This is a genomic window from Pseudomonas sp. MPB26 (assembly GCF_046605355.1).
Classification (GTDB): domain Bacteria; phylum Pseudomonadota; class Gammaproteobacteria; order Pseudomonadales; family Pseudomonadaceae; genus Aquipseudomonas; species Aquipseudomonas cedrina.
Genome location: NZ_CP176793.1, coordinates 3,249,568 through 3,270,344, shown reverse-complemented (window position 1 = coordinate 3,270,344; position 20,777 = coordinate 3,249,568). Strand labels below are relative to the sequence as shown.

Below are 20,777 nucleotides of genomic sequence, written 5' to 3'. Positions count from 1 at the left end.
ACGCGCAGGCCCCAAAAAGCGTGTTTCATAAAAGGGCGTGGATTCTAACGAAAAAACCCGCGACAGGCGCGGGTTTCTTCTAAACGGGTGGCATCGCTTACAAGCGCTGCAGGTCCCGCTGGGCCAATTGTGCAGCGGAAGTACCCGGATATTGGGCCACCACCTGCTGCAGAATGCCTTTGACCTTGTCGGTATGACCCAGGCGGCGCTCTACATCAGCGAGCTTGTACAGCGAATCCGGTACCTTGGCGTGCTTGGGGTACAGCTGGCTGACCTTGGCGAACGCCTGGCCCGCCCCCTGCAGGTCACCCTTTGCCAGGTTGACTTCGCCCAGCCAGTATTGGGCGTTGCCCGCGTACTGGCTGTTCGGGTACTTGCGCAGGAAAGCGGTAAAGGCCTGGCTGGCCTTATCGAAATCCTTGGCCTTGATCAGGTCGAAAGCTGCATCGTAATACAGCTTTTCCTTGGCCGGATCGCCCGGTTCACTGCTCGCCGCAGGGGCTTGGCTGGCAGCCGCGCCCGCTGCTGCACCGCCGGCAGCAGCGCTTGGCGCGCCACCGGCAGAAGAATTATCAGGAGTTGCGGCAGGTGTAACACCGGCTCCAATACGTCGATCAAGATCCTGGTATCGCTCCAGGCCTTCTTGCTTTAGCTGGTTCACTTGATTCTGCAGTACTTCAATTGCGCCCTGTTGCTGCGCCAATTGATCCTGCATGCGTTGCAGCTGGTTGAACAGTTCGCCCTGTGCCGAGGGAGCGGACGTAGCCGCTCCCCCCGCATAGGCGCCGTTCGTGCCATAACCTGCTGGCGGATAGCTGCTCCCGCTATTGTTATAGCCCGAGTTGCTATCCGTTACAGGAACCGCAGCCCACACCGCAAGCGGTGCGAGGCTGAGAGCCAATACAGTCAGAGCACGACGGCACGTTCGCATGACGAATTACTTACGCAGTTCGACGCGACGGTTTTGAGCCCAGGACTGCTCGTCGTGGCCAGTGGCAACTGGACGCTCTTTACCGTAGGAAACCAGTTCCAGTTGGCCTGGAGCAACACCTTGCAGTACCAGGTAGCGCTGAACGGCTTTCGCACGACGCTCGCCCAGTGCCATGTTGTACTCACGAGTACCACGTTCGTCGGTGTTACCTTCCAGAACAACGCGAGCGCCGTTAGCTTTCAGGTCTTTCGCGTGAACGTCCAGAGCGCGCATGGCTTCTGGTTTCAGGTCCGAACTGTCGTATTCGAAGTAGAAAGTGGTGATAGCGCGCAGAGCAGCTTCTTCGCTCAGGGAGCCGTCAACCGCACCAGTGTTAGCGCCGTAACCAGCGTTTGGATCAACAGCTGCGCCTTCACCGGCATTGTCGCCGCCTTTAGACGAGCAACCAACGGCTACGGACAGAGCCAGAGCCAGAGCAGCAAACTTACCAAACTTCAGCATTTCCATCGTGAAACTCCTAATGAACCCCAGTGTGTTAAGTACTTCTTTTTGTAGCGCCGCGTCAGTTCAGGTAAGGGGACCAGGATGGTTCTCTGACTTCGCCTTGTGCGGTAGGAAGTGGGAGCCTTACGCGTCCATTGATGGACACGAGCATCAAGACTCCCCGGCCCTGCTGGCGGGTGGCGTAGATTACCATGGTGCCGTTGGGCGCAACAGTAGCTGACTCATCAAGGTTGGTATCTGTAAGGATTTTTACGGTTCCGCGCTGCAAATCCTGGGCCGCAACCCGGAAATTAGTGAAACCATCCTGACGGTGAATCATCACCAACGTCTTTTCATCAGCCGAAAGCTTCGGGTTGGCGTTGTAGTTGCCAATAAACGTCACGCGTTCCGCACCACCACCGCCCACGTTCGCCTTGTAGACCTGTGGCTTGCCGCCACGGTCGGACGTGAAGTAGATGGTCGAACCGTCTTTACCCCAGAACGGCTCGGTATTGATGCCCGGGCCGCTGGTAACGCGGCTGATCTGGCGCGAAGCCATGTTCATCACGTAAATGTCCGGGTTGCCGTCCTTAGACAGCACGAACGCCAGGCGCGAACCATCCGGTGACCACGCAGGCGCGCCGTTGAGGCCTTCGAAGTTGGTGATCTGCTCACGACGGCCAGTATCAATGTGCTGGACGAAGATGCGCGGACGACGCTGCTCGAAAGACACGTAGGCGATACGCTTGCCGTCCGGCGCAAAGCGCGGCGACAGGATGGGCTCGCGCGATTGCAGCAAGGTCACCGCGCGCGCACCGTCGTAGTCCGAACGCTGCAGCGTGTAGCGAGTGTTGTCTACGGAGAAACGCTCAGCCGTCACGTACAGCAGACGCGTCGAGAAAGCACCCTTGATACCGGTGAGCTTTTCAAACGACTGGTCCGAGATGTAGTGAGCCATGTCCCGCAGTTGTTCGGCGGTGCCGGAGACACTGCCGGTCAGGACCTGCTGTTCGGTGGCCACGTTGAACAAGGTGTAGGTGATCTGCAGGCGACCGCCGGCCGGCGTGATGTTACCGACCATCAGGTACTGCGCGCCCACCGCTTTCCAGTCACGGAACACGACTTCGCTGGCCTGGTTGGGCTGGCTGATCATGTTGCCTTTTGGAATCGGTGCGTAGTAACCGGAGTTGCGCAGGTCGTCGCTGACGATCTGGGCCATGTCGTCCGGCAGCACGCTGCCGCCCTGCCAGCCGAACGGCACTACCGCGATCGGGGTGGCCCGATCGCTGCCGCTGGTGACCAGTATGTTCTTTTCATCGGCCGCCGCTATCCCTGCCATACAGCAAATAACGACAAGCATTCCTCGAAGAAGGTTTCTCACAAGGCTAGATCCTCAGGTGTGAATGTCATCTTGAATGAACGATAGGGAGCGAAGTCGCTTGGTTTCATTCCCTGCATCTCGGTCAACCGGCCAATGTTCTTGACCGCTGCAACCGCCGAACTGTCGAACGAACCGTCACCACTGGACTTGGCCACGCTGACCGAAGTCACCGTACCGTCCGGCAACATGCCGATCTGCAGCACTACTGTCATGCCTTTGCGTGCCGAAGGTGGACGTGTCCAACCTTCCGCTGCCCGCGCCCGAATCAGGTCGTCGAAACTGCCCGCGACTTCATCGCCCTGCTCGTCAGCCAAGGCTTGCTGACGCTGAGGCGTGTCGGAAAGCAAGTCTGCCAAGGCCTGGGCCTTCTTCTCTTCGGCGGATTTGCGCGCTGCTTCCTGGGCCTTTTTCTTGGAGGCGTCGGCGGCAGCTTTCTTCTTCGCGTCGTCGGCGATTTTCTTCTTCGCCTCGTCTGCTTCAGCTTTTTTCTTGGCGTCTTCGGCGGCTTTCTTCTTCGCGTCTTCGACTATTTTCTTCTTGGCGTCTTCAGCGGCCTTTTTCTTGGCCTCTTCTTCGGCAGCTTTCTTGGCTTCTTCTTCAGATTTCTTCTTGGCTATATCAGCCAATTGTTTCTCTTCGGCTTTTTTAGCTTCGGCAGCCTTCTCGGACTTCTTGGCTTCATCAGCCTTTTTCGCCTCGTCGGCCTTCTTCGCTTCGTCAGCCTTTTTCGATTCCTCGGCCTTTTGAGCCGCCTCTTCTTTCTTTTGTTCCGCAGCAGCCTTCACCGCTTCCTGCTCGACCTTCTTCTGTTCCATCTGTTCGACTTCAGTCTGGCGCGCAGCCGACTTCTGGGCCTCACCCGCAATCTTCTGATTGGTTTGGGTGGTGGCCTGACTTTTCGATTTCAGCTGATACAGGGTCGCCTGCACGATCGGCTTGGCTGGCGGCAGGTCCGGGGTCATGGCGAAGCTGACGAACAACATGCCAAACACCAGGACGTGCAGGGCAATTGCCCAGACGCTAGGCCAGAAGAAGCTTTCCGAGGCGGACGGCTCTCGCTGTTGCTGCATCAGGGCGCCTCGGTAATCAGGCCAACGTTACCCACGCCGGCCTTTTGCAGGCCGCCCATGGCGCCCATGACGGAACCGTAGTCGACCGACTTGTCACCGCGGATGAACACCTGGGTGTGCTTGCCGCCTTCGTTGCCGGAGCGGATGATCTTGGTCACGGCATCGGTCATCTGCGGCAAGGTCATGGCCTTGTCCTGCTGTTTCTGGGTATCGACTTCGCTGCCAAGGTTCCAGTAATAGGTCTTGTCAGCCTTGATCGAAATGGTCAGGACCTGGGTGTTGTTGTCCTGCGGCAAGGCTTCGCTGGAAACCTTGGGCAGATCAACTTTCACGCCCTGATTGAGCATCGGCGCGGTCACCATGAAGATGACAAGCAGTACCAGCATCACGTCGATGTAGGGCACTACGTTCATCTCGGCGACCGGCTTGCGCTTTTTGCGAGCTCGAGCGATTAAAGCCATTGGGAATTACCTGCTTATTCTTCGCTGGTGTGCACTTTACGGTGCAGGATCGCCTGGAATTCATCGGCGAAGGTGTAGTAACGGCTGATCAACGTTTCGCTGGTTGCGGCAAAACGGTTGTAGGCAATTACTGCGGGGATAGCGGCGAACAGGCCGATCGCGGTGGCGATCAGGGCTTCGGCAATACCCGGGGCCACGGTGGCCAGGGTGGCTTGCTGGGCCTGGGCCAGGCCACGGAAGGAGTTCATGATCCCCCACACGGTACCGAACAGGCCGATGTATGGGCTCACGGAACCGACGGTGGCGAGGAACGGCAGGCTCTGTTCAAGCTTCTCTTCTTCGCGGGAGATGGCGACGCGCATGGCACGGGCCACACCTTCCATCACCGCTTCCGGATCGACGCCTGGCTGCTGGCGCAGACGGGAGAACTCCTTGAAGCCGGCACGGAAGATCTGCTCGACGCCCGAATCCGGGTCGGGGTTGCTGCCGGCCTGACGATACAGCTTGGACAGGTCGATACCCGACCAGAAGCGCTCTTCAAAGCTCTCCAGGGCACGTCGACCGGCACGCAGCAGGTTGCTGCGCTGAAAAATCATGACCCAAGAGGTAACCGATGCGGCTACCAGGGTCAGCATCACCAGTTGAACCACGATACTGGCATTGCTGACCAGGCTCCACATGGAGGAATGGTCGACGACGGTAGGTTCCACGCTAAATCTCCTGCTTTGATTGTTTACCCGCGCCGCTTACGTCGGCAAAGGCCGCACGTAAAGCTTCGGGAATGGCCCGGGGTTTCAAGCTATTGGTGCGCACACAGGCCACCAGGAACTGCCCCTCGCAGAGCAGCGTTGCATCCGTTGCCCGCCTGACCTGCTGTTTGAAACGCAGGCTGACACGGTTCAATTCAATTACTTCAGCGCTTACCAACAGCTCGTCGTCCAGCCGCGCCGGCGCGTGATACCGCGCCTCGCTGGAGTGCACGACGAATAACAGGTCCTCCCCTGCCAGCTCGGATTGGGCAAAGCCCAGTTCCCGTAGCCGCTCGGTTCGAGCCCGCTCCATGAACTTGAGGTAATTGACGTAATACACGATGCCGCCGGCATCGGTGTCCTCGTAATAAACGCGACAGCGATGTGCGAACGACTGATCCCCGTTTTGCGCGCGCATACTCTAGTGCTTACTCCTCAGGTTGCCAATCCGGCTGGGCAACTGTTTTTTCATTGTCTGAAACAAATTCAGTGACTGAATGACGACACCTGGCACTAGGACAGCACAAACATCGAATAAATCGTCTTGCGTGAAGCTATTAATCGTCTACTGCATCGAGGAATTCGTCTACCACGGGCATCTCACCCAATCGTGACGGAATATTTAACCCGAAGTGCAGGTAGGCATGGCGCGTGACCACCCGGCCCCTGGGGGTGCGCATGATGTAGCCCTGCTGGATCAGGTACGGCTCCAGCACATCCTCGATGGTATGGCGCTCCTCGCTGATGGCTGCCGCCAAACTGTCGACGCCCACCGGGCCACCGTCGAACTTCTCGATCATGGTCAAAAGCAGGCGCCGATCCTGGTGATCGAAGCCATGCTCATCCACATCCAGCAGGTTCAGGGCCAGGTCGGCCACGGCCTTGGTGATATGCCCCTTGGCCCGCACTTCGGCAAAGTCGCGCACACGACGCAGCAGGCGGTTGGCAATCCGCGGCGTACCGCGGGCGCGACGGGCGATTTCAAACGCGCCTTCCGGGTCCAGGGGCAAGCCGAGAATGCCCGCCGAACGACTGACGATGGTCGCAAGGTCTGCCGTGCTATAGAACTCCAGACGTTGAACTATGCCGAAACGATCTCGCAGCGGGTTGGTCAACATGCCCGCGCGCGTCGTGGCGCCCACCAACGTGAACGGTGGCAGGTCGAGCTTGATCGAGCGGGCCGCCGGGCCTTCGCCGATCATGATGTCGAGCTGAAAGTCTTCCATCGCCGGGTACAACACTTCCTCGACGATCGGCGAGAGCCGGTGGATCTCGTCGATGAACAGCACGTCGTGGGGCTCGAGGTTGGTCAGCAACGCCGCCAAGTCGCCGGGGCGTTCCAGCACCGGGCCGGAGGTAGACTTGATCGACACGCCCATTTCCTGGGCAATGATGTTGGCCAGGGTGGTCTTGCCCAGGCCCGGCGGGCCGAAGATCAGCGTGTGGTCCAGGGACTCGCTGCGCCCGCGCGCGGCCTGGATGAACAACTCCATCTGCTCGCGCACGGTGGGCTGGCCGATGTAGTCGGCCAGGCTCAGGGGCCGGATGGCGCGGTCCTGGACTTCTTCACGGTCACGCGGGCCGGTGGCCGCGATCAGACGATCTGCTTCAATCACTTAAATCATTCCCTTCAGGGCGCGGCGGATCATGTCTTCACTGCTCAGGTTCTTGTCCTTGATGGCCGATACGGCCTTGCTGGCTTCCTGCGGCTTGTAGCCCAGGGAGATCAACGCACTGACCGCATCGCTCTCGGCGCTGGCGACCTGGCCCGCCGGCATATCCGGCTGGTTCGGCACCAGGGCAAACATGCTCGGCACCACTTCCCAGGCCTTGAAGCGGTCCTTGAGTTCCACCAGCAGGCGCTCGGCGGTCTTCTTGCCGACGCCCGGCACCTTGGTCAGCGCCGAGGTGTCCTGGGCCGACACGGCCCGCACCAGCTCATCCACTTCCAGGCTCGACATCAAGGCCAGGGCCAGTTTCGGCCCTACGCCATTGAGGCGGATCAGCTCGCGGAAGAAGTCGCGGTCGCGCTTGCCAATGAAGCCATAGAGTAGTTGCGCGTCTTCGCGCACCACCAGATGGGTGTGCAGTGTTATCGGCTCGCCGACCGACGGTAGGCGATACAAGGTGGTCATGGGCACTTCCAGCTCATACCCCAACCCATTTACATCCAGAATCAGGTGCGGCGGCTGTTTCTCAGCCAGGGTGCCGCGCAAGCGTCCAATCACGGTTCAGATCCTTAAAGCTTGGGGCCAGAACTGGGCCTGACCGGAAATAACGAGTGCGCTGATGCTATCAGAGACGCAGGCGCCCGCCACGACTGCGTGCCGTGCCGAGGCCGTGGGGCAGCAGGCTGGAACGGGTGTGCGCATGGCAAATGGCGATGGCCAGGGCGTCGGAGGCGTCGATCTGCGGTTTTGACGTGAGCTTGAGCATGTGCATGACCATCATCTGCACCTGCTCTTTATTCGCCGCACCCGTGCCGACCACCGCCTGCTTGACCTGGGTCGCGGTGTATTCGGCGATTTCCATGCCCTCCTCCGCGCCGGCGACAATGGCCGCGCCACGGGCCTGGCCAAGCTTCAAGGCCGAGTCGGCATTCTTGGCCATGAACACCTTTTCGATGCCCATGGTGATCGGCCCATAGGTCTGGATCACTTCACGCACGCCGCGATAGACGATCTGCAGGCGCTCGGCCAACTCGCCCGCACCGGTGCGTATGCAGCCCGAGGCGACGTAGATGCAGCCGCGCGGGGTCTGTTGCACCACGCCAAAACCGGTGATGCGCGAACCGGGGTCGATACCTAGGATTAAAGTCATAACGCCTGCAAGAAGGGTGGAGACACATAAAACCCTGTGGGAGCTGGCTTGCCTGCGATAGCGGTGTGTCAGTGAAAGAATCTATTTCTGATACACCGCTATCGCAGGCAAGCCAGCTCCCACATTGGATATCTATCGCGCTTAAGAGAGTTGTTCGGCTACGGATTCTGGAATATCGGCGTTTGAATACACGTTTTGCACATCATCCAGGTCTTCGAGCATATCCAGCAGCTTCAGCACTTTCTGCGCGCCATCCAGGTCGAGTTCGGCACTGGTGGTCGGCAGCATCACGATTTCCGCGTCGGTGCCCTTGAAACCCGCAGCCTCCAAAGCGTTACGCACGGCATAGAAGCTGGCGAACGAGGTAAATACATCGATGGAGCCGTCTTCGTTGGTCACCACGTCGTCGGCATCGGCCTCCATCGCCGCTTCCATCAGCGCGTCTTCATCGGTGCCCGGTGCGAAGGAGATCTGCCCCTTGCGTTCGAACAGGTAGGCCACCGAACCATCGGTGCCGAGGTTGCCGCCGCACTTGCTGAACGCATGCCGAACGGCCGCTGCGGTGCGGTTGCGGTTGTCGGTCATGCATTCGACCATCACCGCCACGCCGCCCGGGCCGTAGCCTTCGTAGGTCAGCTCGACCATGTCGTCGGTATCGGCGGCGCCGGCGCCACGGGCCACGGCACGGTCGATGATGTCGCGGCTCATGTTGGCGCCAAGCGCCTTGTCCAGCGCCAGGCGCAGACGCGGGTTGGAGCCTGGGTCACCACCGCCCTGGCGGGCTGCGACGGTCAGCTCGCGGATCCACTTGGTGAAGATCTTGCCTTTCTTGGCATCCTGACGCTCTTTGCGGTGCTTGATGTTCGCCCACTTGGAATGGCCAGCCATTACGCAACTCCGAATTCTGTAGAAACCGTATCAATCCCGCAGGGCAGGATTTCCCTCTTTTAAACGCAAAGGCGCATCCGAAGATGCGCCTTTTTGACTGCGTACAAACCTTATCGCGCTTTCACGCCGCAGCCTTACTCAGCCTTCGGCGTTTCGCGCAGGCGGATGTGCAGTTCGCGCAATGCCTTGGCATCCACCACACCTGGAGCCTGGGTCATCACGTCCGCAGCACTCTGGGTTTTCGGGAAGGCGATCACTTCGCGGATCGACTGGGCGCCGGTCATCAGCATCACCAGACGGTCCAGGCCGAACGCCAGGCCACCGTGGGGCGGCGCGCCGTATTTCAGGGCGTCGAGCAGGAAGCCGAATTTCTCTTCCTGTTCCGCTTCGTTGATACCCAACAGACGGAAGACCGCTTGCTGCATCTCTTTGCGGTGGATACGGATCGAACCGCCACCCAACTCAGTGCCGTTGAGCACCATGTCGTAGGCGCGTGACAGCGCGCCAGCCGGGTTGGCTTCAAGCTCGGCCGGCGAGCACTTCGGCGCGGTGAACGGGTGGTGCAAGGCGCTGAAGCTGCCGTCGTCGTTCTCTTCGAACATCGGGAAGTCGACGACCCACATCGGCGCCCACTCGCAGGTCAGCAGGTTCAGGTCGTGACCAAGCTTGATGCGCAGCGCGCCCAGGGCTTCGCTGACGATCTTGGCCTTGTCGGCGCCGAAGAACACGATATCGCCATCGACCGCACCGACGCGATCGAGGATCGTGTTCAGGTTGGCTTCGGGGATGTTTTTCACGATCGGCGACTGCAGGCCGTCAACGCCATTGGCGCGCTCGTTGACCTTGATGTACGCCAGACCCTTGGCACCGTAGATGCCGACGAACTTGGTGTAGTCGTCGATCTGCTTGCGCGGCATGCTCGCGCCGCCAGGCACGCGCAGGGCGGCGATGCGGCATTTCGGGTCGTTGGCCGGGCCACTGAACACCTTGAAGTCGACGTCCTTGAGCTGATCGGCCACGTCCACCAGTTCCAGCGGGTTACGCAGGTCCGGCTTGTCGGAACCGTAGCGGCGCATGGCTTCTTCGAAGGTCATGTGCGGGAAGTCGCCGAACTCCAGGTCCAGTACTTCCTTGAACAGGTTGCGGATCATTTTCTCGGTGAGGCCCATGATCTCTTTTTCATCGAGGAAGCTGGTCTCGATGTCGATCTGGGTGAATTCCGGCTGGCGGTCGGCGCGCAGGTCTTCGTCACGGAAGCATTTGGCGATCTGGTAGTAACGGTCGAAGCCGGCCACCATCAGCAGTTGCTTGAACAGCTGCGGCGATTGCGGCAGGGCGAAGAAACTGCCTGGGTGGGTACGGCTAGGCACCAGGTAGTCACGCGCGCCTTCGGGAGTGGCGCGGGTCAGGATCGGGGTTTCGACGTCAAGGAAGCCGTTCTCGTCGAGGAAGCGGCGGATGCTGGTGGTCATGCGCGAACGCAGGCGCAGCTTCTCAGCCATTTCCGGACGACGCAGGTCCAGGAAGCGATAGCGCAGGCGGGTTTCTTCGCCCACGTCGGAGTATTCGTTGAGCGGGAACGGCGGGGTTTCCGACTCGTTCAGAACTTCCAGCTCATAGCCCAGCACTTCGATGCCGCCGGATGCCATGTTCTTGTTCACGGCGCCGGCAGGACGCAGGCGTACCTTGCCGGTGATCTTCACCACGTATTCGCTGCGCACGCGGTCGGCGGCGGCGAAGCTTTCGGCGCGATCCGGGTCGAACACTACCTGGGCCAGACCATCACGATCACGGATATCGAGGAAGATCACCCCGCCGTGGTCGCGGCGACGGTGAACCCATCCGCAAAGGGTGATTTCCTGACCTTCCAGGGTCTCGTTCAGTTGGCCGCAATAGTGGCTGCGCATCATGGTCGTGGTTTCACTTCTCGTAATTCGAAATTCGGTGGCAGGCCTGCCGCGTCACCGTACATTAAAGCAGGGGACGGATAATGCAGGAGCCTGCGCGTAGAGTTCAACTCAGTCTGCTTTGTCGCCGCCCGCCAGGTTCTTCTTCGAGCCGGTCTTGAAGTCGGTCTCGTACCAGCCGCTGCCACTCAGGCGAAAGCCCGGCATGGACAGCATCTTCTTGAGCTGCGGTGCCTGGCAGGCTGGGCAATCGACCAGCGGCGCTGCGCTGATCTTCTGGATGGCTTCCAATTGATGACCACAGGAAGCGCATTGATAGTCGTACATGGGCATGGCGATGTCTCGGCGATCAGATCGTAACTGCGTGCGCCACGCCTGCCCCTGGTCCGCGGCATGCGTAGCAAAGCGCGGGATTATATCTGGTAAATCGAGGCAGTGCAGCCGGCTTTCTGCCCGGGGCCCACGCCAGCTGCGCGGGCCTCGGTATCCCACCATCGACTATCCCGGTGAACATGACGGTTCAAATCGCCCTTTCAAGACGTGAACCACACAGACCACCCTGACCAACCCACTGAAATTCTTCACACCGCCATAACGCAGGTGCACTTCCCGATCGACATAAGACAGCAACGCACTGACTGAACAGGCATTGATTTTGGCTATTTCCGTGAGGATATTCCAATAGATCTGTTCCAGGCGCAGGCAAGTGGAAAACCCGTTGAGCCTCACCGACCGTGACAATGGCTTGGCCAACCCCATGTCGAACCCTTTTGCAAAGGGGTCATCCTTTACTTTGTGAAAACCTCCGGTTTCCACCACTCCATTACCTACTCCGCGTGACATACACCTGACACTCCATTGCCAAACAGCCCCCCGTGGGTTGTCCCACCGGGCAATGGCCCTATGGAACAGCAGTGCGAGAGCGGCAGCCAGAAGACGAGGAGTTGAAAGGCGTAGGACAACGCCAGGAAATGTGCGGAAACAAGCGAGCGGCGCCAGGACGGCGCCACTCTTGGCCTGCGTTTATTGGTTTTCGAGCAGCGAACGCAGCATCCACGCGGTTTTCTCGTGGACCTGCATACGCTGGGTCAGCAGATCGGCCGTCGGCTCATCGCTGACCTTGTCGAGCAGCGGGAAGATGCCGCGTGCGGTGCGAGTGACCGCTTCCTGGCCTTCGACCAGTTGCTTGATCATGTCCTCAGCGCTCGGCACGCCTGCCTCTTCCTTGATCGAGGAAAGGCGAGCATAGATCGAATAGGCACCGGGCGCGGGGAAACCCAGGGCACGGATACGCTCGGCAATGGAGTCCACCGCCAGGGCCAGCTCGTTGTATTGCTCCTCGAACATCAGGTGCAGCGTACGGAACATGGGGCCCGTAACGTTCCAATGGAAGTTGTGGGTCTTCAGGTACAGTACGTAGGTATCGGAGAGCAGTCGCGAAAGCCCGTCGACGATGGATTTACGATCTTCTTCACTGATACCGATATCGATTGCCATGGTTATCCCCTTCAATTGACATGTATGCATTGATCAAGCGCAGGCCCACTCTAGCAAGAGTGCCGCCGATGCGCAGCCCGGCGCGGCAAATCGCCCCGGCGCGGCCGCTTCTGCCCAAGCGGGCAACAATCCAGCACACCGTTTGAAAAGCCCGCACCTGTCTAGGACAAGCGTTTTACGCAGAAATGCCCTGGCCCTTGCAACACCTGGAAATGCTTGATTTGAGTAGGCACAGCCTTTGCTGTTAAATAGGCGGCGTGTCGTCGCCGTTACTTTCCGTGGCAGCGGCATAGGCTGATACCCCGCGCACGTGCCCAACGCCTCCCATTGTTCAGAAGCGAACCGTGCCAGTCAGCTCTTCCTTGTGATCCATCTTAACGTGAGTTAATCAAAATGTTGAAAATCGTCCACCTGCTAACGGGCGTTGCAGCGTTGCTGCTGTCCTTTATACCGAGCCTGCAACAGGGAAGCCCTCCCTACCTGGAACAACACGACGCTCTGTACCTGGCCTTGTTCGGCCTTCTTAACCTGACGCTGGCACCGGTGATCCCTTACTGGAACAAAGGCACACGTCACCAACTGCAAAACCTGGTCAGCGCGCTGCTGGTGCTGACTGTTGTTGTTCAAACCCTCACCCTCCTGGCACCCATGCCTGAAGTCGGCGGCCACCCGGCCATCCTGCTCAGCCTGGTGATTGCTGTAATCGCCATCGTTCTACACCTGGCCATCAGCTTCTACCGTTCGTCACCTGCGACTTCGTCGCAAAGCTACGACATGACCAACCGGGATACCGGTACCGTCAAGTGGTTCAACACGTCCAAGGGCTTCGGCTTTATTTCCCGCGATTCGGGCGACGATATCTTCGTCCACTTCCGGGCCATCCGCGGCGAAGGCCATCGCGTCCTGGTGGAAGGCCAGCGCGTGGAGTTCTCCGTCATGAATCGCGACAAAGGCCTGCAAGCCGAAGACGTGATCGCTGCACTGCCGCGTCGCTGATACCCGCGCTCGCAGCCAAAAAAAACCGCGATCCAGCGTTGCTGGGTCGCGGTTTTTTATGCGCGGTTATAAACCGTCAATAGTGGGGCGGCGGTGCTTCTTCTTCAGCCGTTTCGAATTGACCGCCCATTTCTTCCTGGCGCTTGAGCAGCGCAGTCATCTGCAATTGCAGGCGCTCTACCGCACGCTGTTGAGTGACGAGGATGTCATTGAGGGTCTCGATAGTGTCGTCCTGGAAGGCCAGGCGGCTTTCCAGGTCGGTGACGCGGTCTTGCAGGTCCATGATTCAACCCTGGGTAAAAATGAAATCGGCAGGCAACAGTTCACGCAGACGGGCGCGAATAGCGGCCACTTGTTCATCCGTATAAGGCTGCGCCGGATGCTTGCCCCATACCGGCGCCGGCCAAGCGGCATCGTCGCGCTTGCGCACGATCACATGCACGTGCAACTGGCTGACCACATTGCCCAAGGCGCCAATGTTCATCTTGTCGGCGCACAGGCCTTCATTGAGCAACTGGGCCAAGGCAGTGGTTTCTTGCCACAAGCGCTGCTGGTCGCTGACATCCAGCTGAAACACTTCGCTGATACCGTTGATTCGCGGCACAAGGATGAACCACGGGTAATTCGAGTCGTTGGACAGCAGCAGACGGCAGAGGGGGAAGTCCCCAATCGCCAGCGTGTCTTGTTGAAGACGTTGATCTAAAGCGAACACCGCGGGCACTCCGTTCGGCAGGTCAGGTTCAAGCTGCAGCATACCTGCGATTGGCAGATGCTTCACGCAGGGCGACCGCTACCCAGGCAAGGCGCGGCGAAAAAAAACGCACCATTTCGAGACAACCGAATATTTTGGCTACGCTCAATCACCAGACTTGGGGCAGACAGCCGAAGGTTGTTCAAACCATCGCGACGAAACTCGCGACACAGAGGCCTCACGAAATGAGGCATTGGGCCATCAATGCGACTCTGGAGCGGCAAGGGCACTGCACCAAAATGACCCACATGTGCCTCTTGGAGATCCGTTACTACCCACTGGCCGGGGTGGACCGGTAACGTTTTGCCCGGCTCAAGGATTCGGGTACCACCAGACAGACGAGGAACGCGTGCATGGGACCCAAACCAATCGGCGTAAAAACCCCGTGCTTATGCGGTTTTCACGAATCCACGACGAATTTCACGAAAAAATGACATTCAGTTTGCGCTTTGGGCACGCTTGCTGCATTCATCTGTGCAGCGTCGGCAACGGCACCGGAAGGAAGCCGGTGTTTCGCGATGAAAAACAGCAGCGGTTCAATGCGCACCAAGGAAGATTTCAAACGTTGAAAGTAACGTTTTTTTGCGTTCTTTAACGTTTCAAAAACAGTATTGAAGTTGTCAGCCTCGGTACAGTGAGGCTGTGAATTTGCGACATGGATATAGCAATCTACGACAAGCTCGTAAAGAAGCTGAAAGGAAAGTTGAGCACGTATCGCCAATATTGTCAGCGTGATATAACTTTGCGCCGACACAATAAAGAAAGAGCCGCCCAGACAAAAATACAGGTGGGACGGCAGTACTCTTCCTAAAACCAAAGGAGCAAATCACGATGCGCGTGATGAAGTGGAGCATGATCGCCCTGGCTGTCTCGGCAGCAGGCACCTCGCAGTTCGCAATGGCGTCCGCCCAGGACGATTCCAAGGGCTTTGTTGAAGACAGCACGTTCAGCATCAATACTCGCGCTTTGTATTTCAGCCGCGATTTCCGTAACAACCCGTCGGGCCCTGGTTCCAAAAGCCGTGCAGAAGAGACCGGTCTTGGCTTCAACGCCCTGTACGAGTCCGGCTTTACCCAAGGCACCATTGGTGTCGGTGTTGACGTCATCGGCCTGATGGGCCTGAAACTCGACAGCGGCAAGGGTCGCGCCGGCACCGGCCTGTTCCCTACCGGTTCCGACGGTCGTTCGCAGGACGACTACTCCAAAGGCGGCGGCGCGGTTAAATTCCGTATCTCCAATACTGTCCTGAAAATCGGTGACCAGTACACCACCGCTCCTGTGTTCGCTTCCGACGACAGCCGTCTGCTGCCGGAACTGCCACAAGGTATCTCGATCACCAGCAGCGAGATCAAGGGCCTGAAACTGGAAGGCGGTCACTTCACTTCCAGCGTCGCGCAGAACCAGACGTTCCATGACAGCCTGGGCCTGACCAAGACCGACTTTGTCGGCGGTGTGTACTCCTTCACGCCAGAGTTCACCGGTAGCCTGTACTATGCGAAAACCGAAGACTACTTCCGCAAGTACTACAGCAACCTGAACTGGACCCACGCGCTGAGCGACGACCAGTCCTTTGCTCTGGACTTCAACATCTACGACACCAAGAGCGAAGGTGCCGGCCTGCAGCGTGCCGAGAAAGATGGCACTACCAAGCTCGACAACCGTGCGTTCAGCTTGCAGGGCGCTTACACCGTCGGCGCTCACACCTTCACCCTGGCAGCCCAGAAAGTCACCGGCGACGGCGACTACGGCTACGGCGTAGACGGCGGCGGCTCGGTGTTCCTGGCCAACTCCGTTGCCCGTTCCGACTTCAACGCCGAAGGCGAGAAGTCCTACCAGGCTCGCTACGACATCAACATGGCGACCTTCGGCGTTCCTGGCCTGAGCTTCATGACTCGTTACGTGACCGGTAGCGGCGCCGACACCGGCGCTACTAACAACGGTAAAGAGTGGGAACGCGATATCGAAGCCAAGTACGTGATCCAGAGCGGCCCAGCCAAAAACCTGAGCCTGCGCCTGCGTCAAGCGACTTATCGCTCCGGCGATGGCGTTTACTACGGTTCGCCTTCGATCGACGAACTGCGTCTGATCGCGAACTACCCGCTGAACATCTTGTAATTGACGGTTTGATTACAACGATGACTTAAGGCCTCCGCCTTAAACAAAAAGCCGCTCCTTTGTTTAACAAGGGAGCGGCTTTTTTTATAGCTGTATTGTTTCGGCTCAGATAACTAGCTAGCTAACTAACTAGATTTCGATTACTTGGCGACTGTTTCCTGCATAACTCGAATAACCCGCTGCGGAAATGGAATATCAATTCCCGCCGCTTTTAAACGATCGCGCGCCAGTTCATTGAACATGAACACCACATCCCAATAATCCGGAGTGTTGGTCCAGCAACGCAGGGAAACCGTGATAGAGCTATCGCCCAAGGTAGACACCACAGCCGCCGGCGCCGGATCGGCCAGCACGCGCGGATCTTTCGCCAGCTCCAGCAGCACCTCGCGCGCTTTCTGCAAATCAGCCTCGTAATCCACCCCTACATCAAACACCACCTTACGCGTCGGCTGGCGGTTGGTATTGGTGATGATGCCGTTGGACAGGATGCCGTTAGGCACGATCACGGTCTTGTTGTCGCCGGTACGCAGCACGGTATGGAAAATCTGGATGCTGTCGACGGTGCCCGAGGTGCCCTGGGCTTCGATCCAGTCACCAATGCGGAACGGGCGGAACAGCAGGATCAGCACGCCGCCGGCAAAGTTGGCCAGGCTGCCTTGCAAGGCCAGGCCGATGGCCAGGGTCGCGGCACCAATCGCGGCGACGAACGAGGTGGTCGCCACGCCGATCATCGAGGCCACACTGACGATCAGCATCACTTTGAGCGCGATGTTCGCCAGGCTGGTGATGAAATGCTGCAGCGCCAGGTCCGCGTTACGCAGGGACAGCAAGCGTCCCACGCGATGAGTGAACACGTTGATCAGCCACCAGCCAATGGCCAGGGTGACCACAGCGAGCAATACCCGGCTGCCGTATTCCATGATCATCGGGATCCACGACTGTGAGGTCTTGATCAAGTGATCCATTTCAGCGTTCAAATCCATGTAGCTTCTCCTGTGTAGCGGATGTACGGCTTATTGACTGCCTGAAAACGCAAATGAGCCCCGTAGGGCTCAAGTGCAGGCGCGGATCCTGGGGCGTCGGACGTCAAAAACGCCCTCAGGTTCCGCAACGTGCCATCAGTCGCGGAAGTTATTGAACTGCAGCGGCATGTCGAACGTCTTGGCGCGCAGGGCCGCGATGGCTTCTTGCAGGTCGTCACGCTTCTTGCCAGTGATACGCACCTGCTCGCCCTGGATGGCGGCCTGGACTTTGAGCTTGGCATCCTTGATGTGAGCGACGATTTTCTTCGCCAGCTCCTTGTCGATGCCTTCCTTGAGCACGGCTTCCTGCTTCATCAGCTTGCCGGAAGCGTAGGCGTCCTTGATTTCAAGGCACTGCGCGTCAATCTTGCGTTTGACCAGCGACAGCTTGAGGATCTCGATCATCGCTTCCAGCTGGAAATCGGCTTCAGCGGTCAGGTTGACGGTCAGTTCCTTTTCTTTGAATTCGAAGCTGCCCTTGCCTTTCAAGTCATAGCGGCGGTCCAGTTCCTTGACGGCGTTCTCGACGGCGTTGGTGACTTCGTGTTTGTCCAGTTCGGATACCACGTCGAACGAAGGCATGTCATTTCTCCAATATAAGGGGCGGGCTCAGTAGAGATGGAGCGCGCCCGAGCTAAAATGCCGGGGCATTATAGCGGTTCTTTCGCCCCGTTCACTGTGAGCGACCCTACGGAGCACAAACTGATGTCGACCACCTGGCATATTCTCGGCGCCGGCAGCCTGGGCACCCTCTGGGCCACTCGCCTGGCGCGCGCCGGCGTGCCCGTGCGGTTGATCCTGCGCGATAAAACACGCTTGGCCAGCTATCAGGCAGGCAACGGGCTGACGCTGGTGGAACAGGGCGTCGAGCACACCTACAAGGTATTCGCCGAAACGCCCGACAGCCCCGAGCCGATTCATCGCCTGCTGGTGGCGTGCAAAGCCTACGACGCCCAAGCCGCCGTCGCACAGCTGCAGCACCGGCTGGCAGCCAATGCCGAACTCATTTTGTTGCAAAACGGCCTCGGCAGCCAGCAGGCTGTCGCCGCGCAGTTACCCCAGGCTCGCTGCATCTTTGCCTCCAGTACCGAAGGCGCCTTTCGCGACGGGGACTGGCGCGTGGTATTCGCCGGTCACGGTTACACCTGGTTCGGAGATGCAAGCCACCCTACCCCGCCGCTTTGGCTGGATGACCTGCACGCCGCTGGCATCCCCCACGATTGGAGCACCGAGATCTTCACGCGGTTATGGCGCAAACTGGCGCTCAATTGCGCCATCAACCCGCTGACCGTGCTGTATCAGTGCCGCAATGGCGAACTGCAGACCCATCACTGCGAAGTCGCCACCCTCTGCGCTGAACTCGGTGAACTGCTGGAATGCTGCGGCCAGCCAGCGGCCGCGCTGGATCTGCAACACGAAGTGCAACGGGTGATCCAGGCCACGGCCGCCAATTACTCCTCCATGTACCAGGACGTGGCCGCCGGGCGCCGTACCGAAATCAGCTACCTGTTGGGCTATGCTTGCCAGGCGGCCGCCCGCCACCGATTGAACCTGCCGCACCTGCAACAACTGCAAGTGCGCCTGGTCGAACAGTTGCTTGTGCGCGGATTGCCCCGCGACTGAACCACGCGCTACCCTGCCCGCTGTCTATTACCTGGGAAAACCCTGATGCCGCTGCGCCAGCGTCTTGAAAACCTACCGGTCGGGCAAAAACTGCTGGCTGCCTTGCTGGTGCTGTTGACCACCGTGTTGCTGGTGGCCAACCTGACCTTTATCAGCGCCGCCTATTGGATCTCCCAGGAAAGCATGGCCCCTCAGGCCCTGCAGGCCATCGGTCGCCTGGTGTCCAACCCCGGCCTGGCCGCCGAGGCCCTCGAATCGCCCGACAAGGCCAACGCCCTGCTCAATGAGCTGACCAGTTATTCACCCCTGCGCGCCGCCGCCCTGTACGACGGCCAAGGCAACCGCCTGGCGCAGATGCAATCCGGCGACCGTCTGCACCTGCCGGACAACTATCGGCAGATCGAAGCCTGGCGCGTCACCGAGTTTCGCAACAACCAGATCATTACCCTGCCCCGCGCAAGCCAGCCGCCCGGGCATTTGCTGCTGGTGGCCAGCAGTGAATTGCCGATGGCGTTTTATACCGGCACGCTGACCGCCAGCCTGGGCATCCTGATTTTCAGCGTGTTGTTGTGGTTGGTCATTGCCCGCCAGATCAAACGCTTGATCACCCGACCGATCCACGAACTGGAAGAACTGTCGCGCCAGGTCACCCGCGAAGAGAACTATGCCCTGCGCGCCGGCCGTGGCAACCACGATGAAATCGGCAGCCTGGCCGAGGCCTTCAATACCATGCTGTCACGCATCGAAGCCCGCGAGCAGCAACTCAAGCGTGCGCGGGACGACTCCCAGGCCGCCTATGACCAGGCACAGGGTTTGGCTGAAGAGACGCGCCACACCAACCGCAAGCTGGAACTGGAAGTGCAGGTGCGCAGCAAGATCGAGAAAAAGCTCACCGGTTTCCAGAATTACCTGAACAGCATCATCGACTCAATGCCCTCGGCGCTCATCGCCCTGGACGAACAGCTTTACGTCACCCAGTGGAACCAGGAAGCCAGCGCCCTCTCCGGGACGCGCCTGGACGAAGCCTTGAACCAGCCGATCTATCTGGCATTCCAGCCGCTCAAACCGTACCTGCCGCAAATCCGGGCAGCGGTTGAGCAACACACCGTTGAGCGAATCGAGCGGGTCACCTGGTTCAAGGACGACGAACCCAAACATTACGCCCTGACGTTCTACCCACTGATGGGTGGCGCGGGGCGTGGTGTGGTGATCCGCATCGACGACATCACCCAGCGTTTGTCCCTGGAAGAAATGATGGTGCAGTCGGAGAAAATGCTCTCCGTGGGTGGCCTGGCCGCCGGCATGGCTCATGAGATTAACAACCCGTTGGGGGCGATCCTGCACAACGTGCAGAACATCCGCCGCCGCCTGTCGCCTGACTTGCCCAGGAACCTGGAGTACGCCGAACAGGCGGGCATCGAACTGGCCACGGTCAACCGCTACCTCGAAGGCCGGGAAGTCCCGCAACTGCTCGACGGCATCCAGCAGGCCGGGGCGCGGGCGGCGAAGATCGTCACCCATATGCTCAGCTTCAGTCGCCGCAGCAACCGGCAAATGGCGCCGTGTGATTTACCGGCACTGATCGACCAGGCGGTGGAGATCGCCGGTAACGACTTCGACCTGGCCATTGGCTTCGACTTCAAGGGCCAGGCGATCATCCGCCAGTTCGACCCACAACTGGGCCCGGTACCCGGCACCGCCAACGAGCTGGAACAGGTGCTGCTCAACCTGCTGAAAAACGCCGCCCAGGCCATTCACCTGCGTGAAGACGGCAGCGAGCCGGGGCGCATTATCCTGCGCACCCGCCTCAACCCGCCGTGGGCAGAGATTCAAGTGGAAGACAACGGCATCGGCATGAGCGAGAACGTGCGCAAGCGGACCTTCGAGCCGTTCTTCACCACCAAAGAAATCGGCCAGGGCACCGGGCTTGGGTTGTCGGTGTCGTATTTCATCATCACCAATAACCACAAGGGCCAGATGGAAGTGCACTCCACCCTCGGCCAGGGCACGTGCTTCACCCTGCGCCTGCCCTTGGCCGGCAGCCAACTGCCGCCTTACGAATCGAACCAACTGGAGCAATGAC

At 59.2% G+C, this 20,777-nt stretch carries 24 protein-coding genes; 4 read left to right on the top strand and 20 right to left on the bottom strand.

What is annotated here, in order from left to right:
* Positions 1–97: 97 nt before the first annotated feature.
* The 15 genes from ybgF to ACLH0H_RS14985 form a co-directional block, all read right to left on the bottom strand.
* Complete coding sequence (ybgF, locus tag ACLH0H_RS15055; protein ID WP_076949742.1) at positions 98–931, bottom strand: tol-pal system protein YbgF; 834 nt, start codon at positions 929–931, stop codon at positions 98–100.
* A 6-nt stretch (positions 932–937) separates the two neighbouring features.
* Positions 938–1,438, bottom strand: a complete 501-nt coding sequence (gene pal / locus ACLH0H_RS15050) for a peptidoglycan-associated lipoprotein Pal (protein ID WP_003209827.1) — start codon at positions 1,436–1,438, stop codon at positions 938–940.
* 55 nt (positions 1,439–1,493) lie between these two features.
* Positions 1,494–2,774, bottom strand: coding sequence for a Tol-Pal system beta propeller repeat protein TolB (tolB, locus tag ACLH0H_RS15045; protein ID WP_178115237.1), 1,281 nt, complete (start codon positions 2,772–2,774; stop codon positions 1,494–1,496).
* 17 nt (positions 2,775–2,791) lie between these two features.
* On the bottom strand, positions 2,792–3,865 hold the full coding sequence (tolA, locus tag ACLH0H_RS15040) for a cell envelope integrity protein TolA (protein ID WP_169377929.1): 1,074 nt from the start codon (positions 3,863–3,865) through the stop codon (positions 2,792–2,794).
* Positions 3,865–4,317 (bottom strand): protein TolR, encoded by a 453-nt coding sequence (gene tolR / locus ACLH0H_RS15035; RefSeq protein WP_411382417.1) that lies wholly within the window; start codon positions 4,315–4,317, stop codon positions 3,865–3,867. The genes tolA and tolR overlap by 1 nt, the downstream gene beginning before the upstream one ends.
* Before the next feature lie 23 nt (positions 4,318–4,340).
* On the bottom strand, positions 4,341–5,036 hold the full coding sequence (gene tolQ, locus ACLH0H_RS15030) for a protein TolQ (protein WP_076949746.1): 696 nt from the start codon (positions 5,034–5,036) through the stop codon (positions 4,341–4,343).
* A gap of 1 nt (position 5,037) precedes the next feature.
* A complete protein-coding gene (ybgC, locus tag ACLH0H_RS15025) occupies positions 5,038–5,493 on the bottom strand; it encodes a tol-pal system-associated acyl-CoA thioesterase (RefSeq protein WP_025854760.1) in 456 nt (151 codons plus the stop codon).
* Between the two features lie 139 nt (positions 5,494–5,632).
* The gene (ruvB, locus tag ACLH0H_RS15020; protein WP_015885611.1) at positions 5,633–6,691 is read right to left on the bottom strand and encodes a Holliday junction branch migration DNA helicase RuvB; all 1,059 of its coding nucleotides are present in this window, start codon (positions 6,689–6,691) and stop codon (positions 5,633–5,635) included.
* The gene (gene ruvA / locus ACLH0H_RS15015; protein ID WP_003175802.1) at positions 6,692–7,303 is read right to left on the bottom strand and encodes a Holliday junction branch migration protein RuvA; all 612 of its coding nucleotides are present in this window, start codon (positions 7,301–7,303) and stop codon (positions 6,692–6,694) included.
* A 67-nt stretch (positions 7,304–7,370) separates the two neighbouring features.
* Positions 7,371–7,895 (bottom strand): crossover junction endodeoxyribonuclease RuvC, encoded by a 525-nt coding sequence (ruvC, locus tag ACLH0H_RS15010; protein ID WP_076949748.1) that lies wholly within the window; start codon positions 7,893–7,895, stop codon positions 7,371–7,373.
* A gap of 141 nt (positions 7,896–8,036) precedes the next feature.
* On the bottom strand, positions 8,037–8,783 hold the full coding sequence (locus ACLH0H_RS15005; RefSeq protein ID WP_169377931.1) for a YebC/PmpR family DNA-binding transcriptional regulator: 747 nt from the start codon (positions 8,781–8,783) through the stop codon (positions 8,037–8,039).
* Between the two features lie 134 nt (positions 8,784–8,917).
* Positions 8,918–10,693 carry an aspartate--tRNA ligase gene (aspS, locus tag ACLH0H_RS15000; RefSeq protein WP_076949750.1) on the bottom strand — a complete coding sequence of 592 codons (1,776 nt, stop codon included), beginning with the start codon at positions 10,691–10,693 and terminating at the stop codon, positions 8,918–8,920.
* Positions 10,694–10,801: 108 nt separating this feature from the next.
* Positions 10,802–11,023, bottom strand: coding sequence for an FmdB family zinc ribbon protein (locus tag ACLH0H_RS14995; RefSeq protein ID WP_016975453.1), 222 nt, complete (start codon positions 11,021–11,023; stop codon positions 10,802–10,804).
* A gap of 165 nt (positions 11,024–11,188) precedes the next feature.
* The gene (locus tag ACLH0H_RS14990; protein WP_411378618.1) at positions 11,189–11,533 is read right to left on the bottom strand and encodes a ribbon-helix-helix domain-containing protein; all 345 of its coding nucleotides are present in this window, start codon (positions 11,531–11,533) and stop codon (positions 11,189–11,191) included.
* A 180-nt stretch (positions 11,534–11,713) separates the two neighbouring features.
* Positions 11,714–12,187: a Dps family protein gene (locus ACLH0H_RS14985; RefSeq protein ID WP_411378617.1), complete on the bottom strand. Its 474-nt coding sequence runs from the start codon at positions 12,185–12,187 to the stop codon at positions 11,714–11,716.
* A gap of 393 nt (positions 12,188–12,580) precedes the next feature.
* Here ACLH0H_RS14985 and ACLH0H_RS14980 point away from each other — a divergent pair, with 393 nt between their 5' ends.
* Positions 12,581–13,183, top strand: coding sequence for a cold shock domain-containing protein membrane protein (locus ACLH0H_RS14980; RefSeq protein ID WP_411378616.1), 603 nt, complete (start codon positions 12,581–12,583; stop codon positions 13,181–13,183).
* Positions 13,184–13,259: 76 nt separating this feature from the next.
* Here the strand turns inward: ACLH0H_RS14980 and ACLH0H_RS14975 are convergent, their stop codons facing one another.
* The 3 genes from ACLH0H_RS14975 to ACLH0H_RS14965 all read right to left on the bottom strand — a co-directional run bounded on the left by ACLH0H_RS14975 (position 13,260) and on the right by ACLH0H_RS14965 (position 14,751).
* Positions 13,260–13,466, bottom strand: a complete 207-nt coding sequence (locus ACLH0H_RS14975; RefSeq protein WP_076949754.1) for a SlyX family protein — start codon at positions 13,464–13,466, stop codon at positions 13,260–13,262.
* 3 nt (positions 13,467–13,469) lie between these two features.
* Positions 13,470–13,895, bottom strand: coding sequence for an HIT domain-containing protein (locus tag ACLH0H_RS14970; RefSeq protein WP_411378615.1), 426 nt, complete (start codon positions 13,893–13,895; stop codon positions 13,470–13,472).
* Positions 13,896–14,334: 439 nt separating this feature from the next.
* Positions 14,335–14,751 carry a hypothetical protein gene (locus ACLH0H_RS14965; protein WP_411378614.1) on the bottom strand — a complete coding sequence of 139 codons (417 nt, stop codon included), beginning with the start codon at positions 14,749–14,751 and terminating at the stop codon, positions 14,335–14,337.
* Between the two features lie 14 nt (positions 14,752–14,765).
* Between ACLH0H_RS14965 and ACLH0H_RS14960 the strand changes: the two genes are divergently transcribed.
* Positions 14,766–16,049 carry an OprD family porin gene (locus ACLH0H_RS14960; protein ID WP_411378613.1) on the top strand — a complete coding sequence of 428 codons (1,284 nt, stop codon included), beginning with the start codon at positions 14,766–14,768 and terminating at the stop codon, positions 16,047–16,049.
* A 140-nt stretch (positions 16,050–16,189) separates the two neighbouring features.
* Here ACLH0H_RS14960 and ACLH0H_RS14955 read toward each other — a convergent pair whose 3' ends face one another.
* Positions 16,190–17,032, bottom strand: a complete 843-nt coding sequence (locus tag ACLH0H_RS14955) for a mechanosensitive ion channel family protein (RefSeq protein WP_186690564.1) — start codon at positions 17,030–17,032, stop codon at positions 16,190–16,192.
* Positions 17,033–17,167: 135 nt separating this feature from the next.
* Complete coding sequence (locus ACLH0H_RS14950) at positions 17,168–17,653, bottom strand: YajQ family cyclic di-GMP-binding protein (protein WP_076949757.1); 486 nt, start codon at positions 17,651–17,653, stop codon at positions 17,168–17,170.
* Between the two features lie 123 nt (positions 17,654–17,776).
* On the opposite strand from ACLH0H_RS14950, the gene ACLH0H_RS14945 reads away from it, so the two are divergent.
* Complete coding sequence (locus ACLH0H_RS14945) at positions 17,777–18,694, top strand: putative 2-dehydropantoate 2-reductase (protein WP_411378612.1); 918 nt, start codon at positions 17,777–17,779, stop codon at positions 18,692–18,694.
* A 45-nt stretch (positions 18,695–18,739) separates the two neighbouring features.
* Complete coding sequence (locus ACLH0H_RS14940; RefSeq protein WP_411378611.1) at positions 18,740–20,776, top strand: ATP-binding protein; 2,037 nt, start codon at positions 18,740–18,742, stop codon at positions 20,774–20,776.
* Position 20,777 lies beyond the last annotated feature (1 nt).